General features: G+C 54.3%; 8 protein-coding genes. 6 read left to right on the plus strand and 2 right to left on the minus strand.

The window, feature by feature from the left end:
• The first annotated feature begins 193 nt into the window (after window positions 1-193).
• From CSC3H3_RS17245 to meaB, 3 genes are all read left to right on the plus strand, one after another.
• A complete protein-coding gene (locus CSC3H3_RS17245) occupies window positions 194-2,248 on the plus strand; it encodes a methylmalonyl-CoA mutase family protein (RefSeq protein WP_101285628.1) in 2,055 nt (684 codons plus the stop codon).
• 2 nt (window positions 2,249-2,250) lie between these two features.
• Window positions 2,251-4,407 (plus strand): methylmalonyl-CoA mutase, encoded by a 2,157-nt coding sequence (gene scpA, locus CSC3H3_RS17250; RefSeq protein ID WP_101285629.1) that lies wholly within the window; start codon window positions 2,251-2,253, stop codon window positions 4,405-4,407.
• Window positions 4,408-4,672: 265 nt separating this feature from the next.
• Window positions 4,673-5,731, plus strand: coding sequence for a methylmalonyl Co-A mutase-associated GTPase MeaB (gene meaB, locus CSC3H3_RS17260; protein ID WP_101285631.1), 1,059 nt, complete (start codon window positions 4,673-4,675; stop codon window positions 5,729-5,731).
• A 105-nt stretch (window positions 5,732-5,836) separates the two neighbouring features.
• On the opposite strand, the gene CSC3H3_RS24480 is transcribed toward meaB, so the two are convergent.
• Window positions 5,837-5,989, minus strand: coding sequence for a hypothetical protein (locus tag CSC3H3_RS24480; protein ID WP_157831943.1), 153 nt, complete (start codon window positions 5,987-5,989; stop codon window positions 5,837-5,839).
• A 130-nt stretch (window positions 5,990-6,119) separates the two neighbouring features.
• Between CSC3H3_RS24480 and CSC3H3_RS17265 the strand changes: the two genes are divergently transcribed.
• Together CSC3H3_RS17265 and CSC3H3_RS17270 are read left to right on the plus strand one after the other, a co-directional pair.
• A complete protein-coding gene (locus CSC3H3_RS17265) occupies window positions 6,120-6,500 on the plus strand; it encodes a VOC family protein (RefSeq protein ID WP_101285632.1) in 381 nt (126 codons plus the stop codon).
• 12 nt (window positions 6,501-6,512) lie between these two features.
• The gene (locus CSC3H3_RS17270) at window positions 6,513-7,508 is read left to right on the plus strand and encodes a tRNA dihydrouridine synthase (protein ID WP_101285633.1); all 996 of its coding nucleotides are present in this window, start codon (window positions 6,513-6,515) and stop codon (window positions 7,506-7,508) included.
• Window positions 7,509-7,641: 133 nt separating this feature from the next.
• Here CSC3H3_RS17270 and fdhA read toward each other — a convergent pair whose 3' ends face one another.
• On the minus strand, window positions 7,642-8,832 hold the full coding sequence (gene fdhA, locus CSC3H3_RS17275) for a formaldehyde dehydrogenase, glutathione-independent (protein WP_101285634.1): 1,191 nt from the start codon (window positions 8,830-8,832) through the stop codon (window positions 7,642-7,644).
• Window positions 8,833-9,447: 615 nt separating this feature from the next.
• Between fdhA and CSC3H3_RS17285 the strand changes: the two genes are divergently transcribed.
• Window positions 9,448-10,032, plus strand: a complete 585-nt coding sequence (locus CSC3H3_RS17285) for a DUF4760 domain-containing protein (RefSeq protein ID WP_101285636.1) — start codon at window positions 9,448-9,450, stop codon at window positions 10,030-10,032.
• The last annotated feature ends 143 nt before the right edge of the window (window positions 10,033-10,175 follow it).

Here is a 10,175-nt window from a genome sequence, read left to right on the forward strand (position 1 = left end):
AACTGCCCCCGCAACTGTTGGTTCCGTAACGTCAGGCCGAAAACAGGGTCTTTCTCCACTATGGAACAAGTCAGATTACCGGGATTGTTTCGCTCTCTAGCTGGCCGGGCGGGGTGTACCGGGCGACGGGGACCCATGGCACCGCACCAGACCTTTTACCGGTGCTTCGTATCGACCGCGACCGGGAGCAACCATGACCGATCAGAGCTTGAAACTGGCATCTGAATTTCCGCCTGCCGATTACGCGGCCTGGCGCAAACTGGCCGAAGCCGCCCTTAATGGCGCGCCGTTTGACAAAAAACTGGTAACGCATCTGCGCGACGGTTTTGATGTTCAGCCCATTTACACAGCCGATGATCTTGATGGTGCCACCGCACAGATCCATGACGGCCTGGTTGCCACCAGCAAACAATTGCCCGCAGGCGATGATAGCGGCGCAACCGGCTGGGATATTCGCCAGCTTCATGCCCATCCTTCCCCCAAAACCGTTAATGACGCCATTCTTGAGGACCTTGAAAATGGTGTAACATCGGTGTTGCTGCGCCTTGACCATGCAGCCCGGTTTGGCAACGGCCCCAGCGGCGATGATGCCGGGCTGGGCGGCGTCATGATTTATAACCTTGATGATCTCAACAGCGCGCTAAATGGTGTTTACACCAACCTTGCCCCCGTTGCCCTTGATGGCGGGGCGGCGGCTATCCCCTTTGCTGCTTTGCTGGCTGCGCGCATGGGCCATGAAGACAATGCTGCCGATGCCGCCCCGGCCTTTAACCTGGACCCGATTGGTACATTGGCAAGCGAAGGGTACTGCCCCACCAATATCGAGGATGCGCTGGAACAAACGGCATCCTTTGCGCAAAGCATTGCCGCGAAATTCCCCAATGCCACGGCGGTTAATGTCAACAGCACCTGCTGGTTCAATGCCGGGGCGACCGACAGCATGGAGCTTGCCATTGCGCTGGCAACCGGCCTTGCCTATTTCCGTGCGCTTGTGGCGGCAGGCATGGACGGCACCAGGGCTGCGGCGAACATTACCTTCACCACCGCCATTGGCACCGATTTTTTTGCCGGTATTGCCAAGCTGCGTGCCCTGCGCCTGATGTGGCGGCGCATTTTACAGGCATCGGGCCTTGAAAACGGCCCGGTCACCATCACCGCCATTTCAGCCGACCAGATCATGACCAAGGTGGATCCGTGGGTGAATATGCTGCGCACAACAGTCACCAGCTTTGCCGCCGGGCTGGGCGGGGCCGATAGTGTCGTGTGCCTGCCCTATGACCATGCCATTGGCCTGCCAGACAGCTTTTCACGCCGCATTGCACGCAACACGCAACTGATTTTGCAGGAAGAAAGCAATGTCCACCGCGTGATCGACCCGGCAGGGGGTTCCTGGTTTATTGAAAACCTGACCCGCGATCTGGCGCAAAATGCCTGGCAGAAATTCCAGGAAATTGAAGGTAATGGCGGCATTACCAATGCGGTTGAAAATGGCAGCCTGGCGCGCGAAATCGCCGATCTGTGGCAAAAACGCGAAAACCGCCTTGCCACCCGGCGCGACCCGTTAACCGGTGTTTCGGAATTCCCCAATATCGAGGAAGCCGCCGTGACCTGCGAGATGCCCGATATTGCCGCCCTGCGCGCAACCGCCGCATCACGCCCCACCCCGGCGACAGGTGCCATTGGCCATGGTTTTGCCGATCTGGTTACCGCTGCAACAAAAGGGGCAAATATCGCACAGCTTTTTGCCGCCCTTTATGGTGATGCAACGCCAACCCGCATTACCCCGCTGGCCCAGCATCGCCTTTCTGAATCCTTTGAAGGCAACCGCAGGCGTGCATCCGCCCATCAGCAGGAAACCGGCAAAGCACCACAAATTTTCCTGTGCAACATTGGCCGCGTTGCCGAACATACGGCACGAGCATCCTTTTCCCGCAATTTCTTTGGCGCAGGCGGCATTGAGGCAATTGCCAATAACGGCTTTGCCACCGGCCATGATGCCGCCAATGCCTTTGGCGAAAGCGGGGCGAAAATCGCCATCATTTGCGGATCAGACACGCAATATGCCGAACATGCCGCCGAAATGGCAAAGGCCCTGAAAGCTGCCGGGGCCAGCAAAATTTACCTTGCCGGGCATCCCGGCGATAACCGCGCTGCCTTTGAGGCGGCTGGTATTGATGATTTCATTTTTATGGGGTCGGATGTGATTGCCACAACCACCGCAACCCTTGACCATCTGGGAGTGAAATAACCATGACCCGGATCCCCGATTTTTCCGACTTGCCCCTGTTTGACAGCACTGGTGATGCACCTTCGGCCCCTGCATCGGCCGTGCCGTGGACAACACCCGAAGGCATTGATGTAAAGCCGGTTTATGGCAGCGATGACATTGCCGGGCTGGACCATTTGCACACCATGCCGGGCATGCCGCCCTTTTTGCGCGGCCCCTACCCCACCATGTATGTGCAGCGCCCCTGGACGATCCGCCAATATGCCGGTTTTTCCACGGCCGAGGAATCCAACGCCTTTTACCGCCGCAACCTTGCCGCCGGGCAAAAGGGCCTTTCCATTGCCTTCGACCTGGCCACCCATCGCGGATATGACAGCGACCATCCCCGTGTTGCGGGCGATGTCGGCATGGCGGGTGTGGCAATCGACAGCATCTATGACATGCGAACGCTTTTTGATGGCATTCCGCTGGATCAAATGTCGGTTTCCATGACAATGAATGGCGCGGTATTGCCGGTGATGGCACTTTATATCGCTGCGGCCGAGGAGCAGGGGGTAAAACCCGCCCAGCTTTCCGGCACCATCCAGAACGACATTCTCAAAGAATTCATGGTGCGCAACACCTATATCTATCCGCCCAAACCATCGATGCGCATCATTTCGGATATTTTTGCCTTCACGTCGCAAAATATGCCGAAATTCAATTCCATTTCGATTTCCGGCTATCACATGCAGGAAGCCGGGGCGACCGCCGACCTTGAACTGGCCTATACCCTGGCCGATGGCGTGGAATATGCCCGTGCGGGCATGGCAGCCGGGCTGGATATTGATAAATTTGCCCCGCGCCTGTCGTTTTTCTGGGCGATTGGCATGAATTTCTTTATGGAAATCGCCAAAATGCGGGCCGCGCGCATGATCTGGGCCAAGCTGATCAAACAGTTTGACCCGCAAAGCAACAAGTCGCTTTCTTTGCGCACACACAGCCAGACATCGGGCTGGTCGCTGACCGCGCAGGATGTGTTTAACAATGTCATCCGCACCTGTGTTGAAGCTATGGCCTCCACACAGGGTCATACCCAGTCGCTTCACACCAATGCACTGGACGAAGCCCTGGCCCTGCCAACCGATTTTTCCGCCCGCATTGCCCGCAATACCCAACTGTTTTTGCAGCAGGAAAGCGGCACAACCAACGTGATCGACCCGTGGGGTGGCAGTTATTATGTCGAACGGTTGACCCGCGATCTGGCTGAAAAGGCCTGGGGCCATATCGCCGAGGTCGAAGAACAGGGCGGCATGGCCAAGGCGATTGAAGCCGGCATTCCCAAAATGCGCATCGAAGAAGCCGCCGCCCGCACCCAGGCCCGCATCGATAGCGGCCGCCAGACCCTGGTCGGTGTGAACAAATACCGCGTAACGGACGACCGCCCGGTGGATGTTTTGCAGGTCGATAACGCCGAAGTCCGCCGCCAGCAAATTGCCAAGCTTGAACGCCTGCGTTCCGAACGTGACGATGCAAGCGTTGAAAGCGCCTTGAACGCACTGACCAATGCGGCGGGTTCTCAGTCGGGCAATTTGCTGGAACTGGCCGTGCAGGCCGCCCGGGCAAAATGCACCGTTGGCGAAATTTCCGACGCGCTGGAAAAGGTTTATGGTCGCCATCAGGCCGTCATCCGGTCTATCGCCGGGGTATATAAAACCGAGGTCGGTGCCAATAACGCGGCACTGGAAAAGGTCGCGAAGCTGATTGATGCCTTTAGCGAAGCCGAAGGCCGCCGCCCGCGTATCCTGATTGCCAAAATGGGCCAGGATGGCCATGACCGCGGGCAAAAAGTGATCGCCACTGCCTTTGCCGATCTGGGCTTTGACGTCGATATCGGCCCGCTGTTCCAGACCCCGGAAGAAGCCGCCCGGCAGGCAGCCGAAAACGATGTGCATATTGTCGGCGCAAGTTCGCTTGCCGCAGGGCACTTAACGCTGGTGCCGCAATTGCGGGCGGAGTTGGACAAGCTGGGCCGTGAGGACATCATGATTGTCGCGGGTGGCGTGATCCCGCCGCAGGATTTCGACAAACTGTTTGCCGCCGGGGCCGAAGCTATTTTCCCGCCCGGCACCGTCATTGCCGAAGCCGCCAGCGAATTGCTGGAAAAGCTGCTTGATGATGAGACATCGGACGCAGCCTGACGGCAAAGCAAACCTAAATCCACATATCGACCGGGCCAAACAATGCCCGGTCGATGACCTGAAATTCGCCCGATAACGACGGAATGGCGTTATTCGCCAACAGCCCGATCAGAGGACGATAAGGCGGCAAAATGGAACGCTTTATCGCAAAGCCGCCTTGCTGGCACCAGCACCCGCGCCATATGATGGCGGGATAAAGCAAAGCAACCACCCCACCGGAATACCAAAGGGCAGTACAAATTTTGCGAACGGGAAAGGAAAAAAGGTGAAGGAAACCCTGCGAACCATTCCCGGCACCACCAGTACCACAAGCCCGCGCGCGCGGGTAAAGCGCCGCGTTCTCAGCACCGGGGAAATTGTTGAAGGTGTTCTTGCGGGCAACCGCACCATTCTTTCACGTGCGATTACCCTGGTTGAAAGCCGCAAGCCCGAACATTTTATTCAGGCACAGCAGGTCCTTGAACAGTTAATGCCCCACACCGGCGGGTCACGGCGCATTGGCATTACCGGCGTTCCCGGTGTTGGCAAGTCCACCTTTATCGAGGCCTTTGGCACCAAACTGACCCGCGAGGGGCACAAGGTTGCCGTGCTGGCGGTTGACCCGACAAGTGCGCGATCCGGCGGGTCCATTCTGGGTGATAAAACCCGGATGAATGACCTGTCGATTGATCCGAATGCCTATATCCGCCCATCACCCAGCAGCGGCTATTTGGGTGGTGTAAACCGCATGACCCGCGAAACCATTTTGCTGTGCGAGGCTGCCGGGTTTGACGTGGTGCTGGTGGAAACCGTGGGGGCCGGGCAAAGCGAAACCATGGTCGCACAAATGACCGATTTCTTTTTGGTGCTGATGCTACCCGGGGCGGGCGATGAATTACAGGGCATTAAAAAGGGTGTGCTGGAAATTGCCGATCTGATTGCGGTCAATAAATCCGATGCCGACCCGGCCAAGGCCCGCGAAGCCAAACGCGAATATTCATCGGCGCTGCGTATTTTACAGCCCACCAGCCACCACTGGCGCCCGCAATCCATGATGGTATCATCCCTTACGCGCGAGGGGCTGGATGATGCCTGGGATTTGATCAAACAGCATCGCCAGATCATGGAAAAAGAAGGCGAATTTGCCGCCAAACGCGCCCGCCAGCAACATGACTGGATGTGGACCATGCTGCGCGACCGCCTGCTGGAAACCTTCACCCGGCGCGAAGATGTCAAATCGACCCTGCCTGACCTTGAAAAAAATGTGCTGAATGGCAGCATCAACCCGACACAGGCGGTTGAACAACTGCTATCCATTATGGTGGATGGGAAAAACAACAATTAACGTATTTGGGTGATTGCCTGTTGGGCCAAGCACCACCCGCGCAACAAAAAAGGGCCGCACGCTGGCAGCCCCTTTTGAAAACAGGTTTTTGGCACGAAAAGAAAGTTACTTCTTTTCGTCTGTTTCCAGCTTTGCCTTAAGCTGCTGCAGCTTTTCAACTGCTTCAGAAATCTCGCGGTCCATGTGGGAATAGCTCTCACGTTCGTCGCGCGGCATAGCTTCCAATTCGTCCAATGCTTTTTGCACGATATACAGCATCGTTGGGATCCTCCAAAACGTCGTTTATGGTGTCTTTTATAATCAAATCAATTGATAACGCCTGCAAAATTGGCGCAGACGCCGGTGCATTTCTATCCTTTCGGGACTATCAGATAAATAGGGTTTTGCAATGAAAATAACCAGCCTTGATCACCTTGTTTTGACTGTCAAAAGCGTAGAGCGCACGGTGGAATTCTACCAGACCGTTCTGGGTATGACGCGTCAGAATTTTGGCAAGGGGCGGGTCGCATTGCATTTCGGGTCGCAGAAAATCAATCTCCATCCTGCTGATGCCATACCTGATGATAACGTTTTACACCCCACACCCGGTTCCGCGGATTTGTGTTTTTTGACAGAAACTCCGCTTGACGATGTGATGGAACATCTGCAAAAGCACGGGCAGAAAATTATTGAAGGGCCGATCAAGCGAACAGGTGCCACTGGCCCCCTTCGGTCATTCTATATTTACGATCCGGACGAAAACCTGATCGAAATCAGCAATACGCTTTAGGGAACAAACGTGATGACGCAATTGGTGCTGGCACCAATGGAAGGGCTTGTGGACTGGCGTGTTCGGCAATTGCTGAGCGCGGCTGGCGGGTTTGACCAGTGCGTTACCGAATTTATCCGCGTTTCCCAAACCCTATTTCCGGCCCATGTCTTTTACCGTTATTGCCCCGAACTGCATCAGGGCTGCAAAACGGCCAGCGGCCAACCCGTTCTGGTACAGCTTATGGGTCACGACCCGGACCTTCTGGGTGAAAATGCAGCCTTCGCCGTTGAACTGGGCGCACCGGGCATCGACATCAATTTTGGCTGCCCGTCAAAAACCGTCAACAAACGCGAAGCGGGCGCATCGCTTTTGAAATGCCCTGAAAACCTTTTTAACATTGTGCGGGCCGTGCGGGCCGCAGTACCTGGCCATATCCCGGTCAGCGCCAAAATCCGCCTGGGCTATGCCGATAAAACCCTGTTTCTGGAAAATGCCCGTGCGGTTGAAGAAGGCGGCGCACAGCATTTAACCGTCCATGCCCGCACAAAAATGGAAGGCTACAAGCCACCTGCACATTGGGAATATCTGGCGCGCATTCGCGAGGCCATTTCCATCACCATGACAGCAAATGGTGAGATCTGGACAGTTGAGGATTATATCCGCTGTCGCGATATTTCCGGCTGTACGTCCTTTATGCTGGGGCGCGGTGCCATTGCCTGCCCCGACCTTGCCGCACGTATCAAGGCACATGAAGCAGGCGAGGATTTGCAAAAACAATGTTGGGCCGATGTTTTAGACATTCTGCTGGCCTATATCGACCTTCTGGCCCAGGACGGTGCGACAGAAAACCATCAGGCCGGACGCATCAAACAATGGGTTTCGATGATGCGCAAAGGCCACGGCCCGGCCTCACCCTGCTTTGACGAGATCAAACGTATCCGAGAGATTGGCGAATTGCGCGAAAAGCTTCAGCGTGACCGCGAAAACCCGGAATATCAACGACCCGAAGAACCAATTGCCGCCTGATTTACGGCAATATCGTTAAATTTCCGGCTATTTCCGAAAACCAGACCAACCTGACACCCTTCGTAGAAAAGCAAAAACCCCCGCCAGTGACGGGGATTTTCGTTTGCATCATCAGATCACCAAGCTTTCCCGCTTAGCCAGCTTTTGCCAGCATACCATGCGGGTCGAGCACGAATTTTTTGGCAGCACCCTGGTCAAAACTTTCATACCCCTGAGCGGCATCTTCAAGCGAGATCACCTGCGCATTGACGATATCGGCGATTTTCAGCCGGTCATGCAAAATTGCCTGCATCAGTTGGCGGTTATATTTGATGACCGGGGTCTGGCCGGTATGGAAGGACTGCGCCTTTGCCCAACCCAAACCAAACCGCAGCGACAGGCTGCCCTGTTTGGCGGCCTCGTCCACAGCACCCGGATCTTCGGTTACATAAAGGCCCGGAATACCGATGGAACCAGCCGCACGGGTAATTTCCATCATCTGGTTCAAAACGATTGCCGGCTGTTCGCCGCCGCTATGACCGCGGGCTTCAAAGCCAACGGCATCAATGGCGCTGTCAACTTCAGGGCTGCCGGTAATTTCGGCAATCATTTCGCCCAAGCGGTCACTTTTGGAAAGATCAACGGCCTCGAACCCCATATTGGATGCATGGGCAAGGCGTTCCTTGTTGAAATCACCAATCATGACAACAGCCGCACCCAAAATGCGCGCCGATGCCGCCGCAGCCAACCCAACCGGACCAGCACCGGCCACATAAACGATTGAACCCACACCAACACCGGCCTGCACCGCGCCGTGAAAACCAGTTGGCAGAATATCGGACAGCATCGTCAGATCGCGAATTTTCGACATTGCCTGATCCCGGTCCGGGAATTTCAGCAGGTTAAAATCGGCATAGGGCACCATCACATAATGGGCCTGACCGCCAATCCAGCCGCCCATATCGACATAACCATAGGCCCCACCAGCGCGCGACGGATTTACCGTCAGGCATACGCCGGTATCCTGCGATTTGCAGCACCGGCAACGGCCGCAGGCCACGTTAAACGGCACGGAAACGATGTCACCAACTTCAAGCTGTTCAACATCGCTGCCTTTTTCAATGATTTCGCCCGTGATTTCGTGGCCCAGAACCAGCCCCGGTTCCGCCGTCGTCCGACCGCGCACCATATGCTGGTCCGACCCGCAAATGTTGGTGGAAATCACCTTCAGTATTACGGCATGGTCCAGCTTGCGCCCATTGGGCGCAGACATGACAGGATCGGGAATATTCCGGACTTCAACGTTGCCCGGCCCAACATAAACGACACCTCTATTACTGCTCATTTGCTTCCTCCGCTGAAAATGCCCCTGATTTTCGGGGCTTCGATTATTTGTTGTCGTGGTGCGTAACACGTGATTTCACCCGCCCGAAAACAGGGGCGCATGGTGGCCGCCAAACAGAATACCGGCACGGCAAACCGCAGGCGCAAAGCCACAGAAACCCGTTCGCAAAACCGGGCTTTGCGTTGCATGAAATGATGAATGCGGGCTTACGCCCCGTTATGACGGCGTATTATCGGGACAGGCATGGCACCAAATACCTGCCAAAGGCACGGTTATGGTCATGGTCAAAAATGCATATGCGTTTGACTGCCCCTGCAGGAAAAGACCGCCATGAACGCCGGGCGAAAAAACATCCCGTAGTTTATTTTTAGAACCGTAGCAGAACCAAAACGAGAAAAACCGAAAATTTGCGACGTTTGTTTTGTAAATTTGCGCATCCCGGCAATTCTTTTGCCTGAGGCCCAACCGCCAACCATCTCTTCAGCCCTACTCTCACATTAGCGTAAACCAAGTGCCCACACCGAATCCTCGTAGAATGGCCAGAAACGTTGACTTTCTGCATACGAAAACATTACTTTTAAATAAATATTATGATTATTGATTTGGGGAAAAGCCATGACAGCTGAGAATTTTTGGCCTTTCATATATAACTTCAACCCATTTGATTGGTCTGCCTTGTCTGCAGTCGCTGCTTTACTTGGACTTGCAATAAATATATTTCTTCTCGCCACTGTATACATAGGATATCGCAGTATCCGAGACGGGCAGGCAGCACATGTGTCCAATATCTTAATTTGGGCAGCGGAACAGATGGATTCGATTAAAGAAGACATTCAGGTAATCAGAAATAACAAAGATCCCCACAACGAATTCTCTGATGAATACCAGTCTTCAGCCCGACGAGTTTCAGCTATATTTCAAAGACTTGGATACATGGCGCACAATGGACTGATTAACCCCATCCACTTCAAGAACATGTGGGGACTGTCTTTTGTTCTCATGTGGCAAGAACTTGAACCTTGGGTTAAACATTTAAGAGAGCAAAATGGTGAACCGAAAACGCTTTCCGAAGGTGCTTTTTCGCGAGTAGATTTCGAACGAATGGCATTAAAGTACGAGAAACATTTCAGTGAAATCATTAATCGAATGCAAAAGACGCAACCCACTGACGAAGACTTAACTGACAAAGACAAGCATTAATCAAAAATTTACATCCGAAGTCATCTGACAACTTCTATGAAATGCGCACATTTTAAAATTTCCAAAACTATTTCCTCATAAAGCCCAAAACAAAACCCGCACATGCCAGGCATCTGCGGGTTTTGTTTTTTTCAGGTTTGGCC

It is taken from the genome of Thalassospira marina, from assembly GCF_002844375.1.
GTDB lineage: Bacteria > Pseudomonadota > Alphaproteobacteria > Rhodospirillales > Thalassospiraceae > Thalassospira > Thalassospira marina.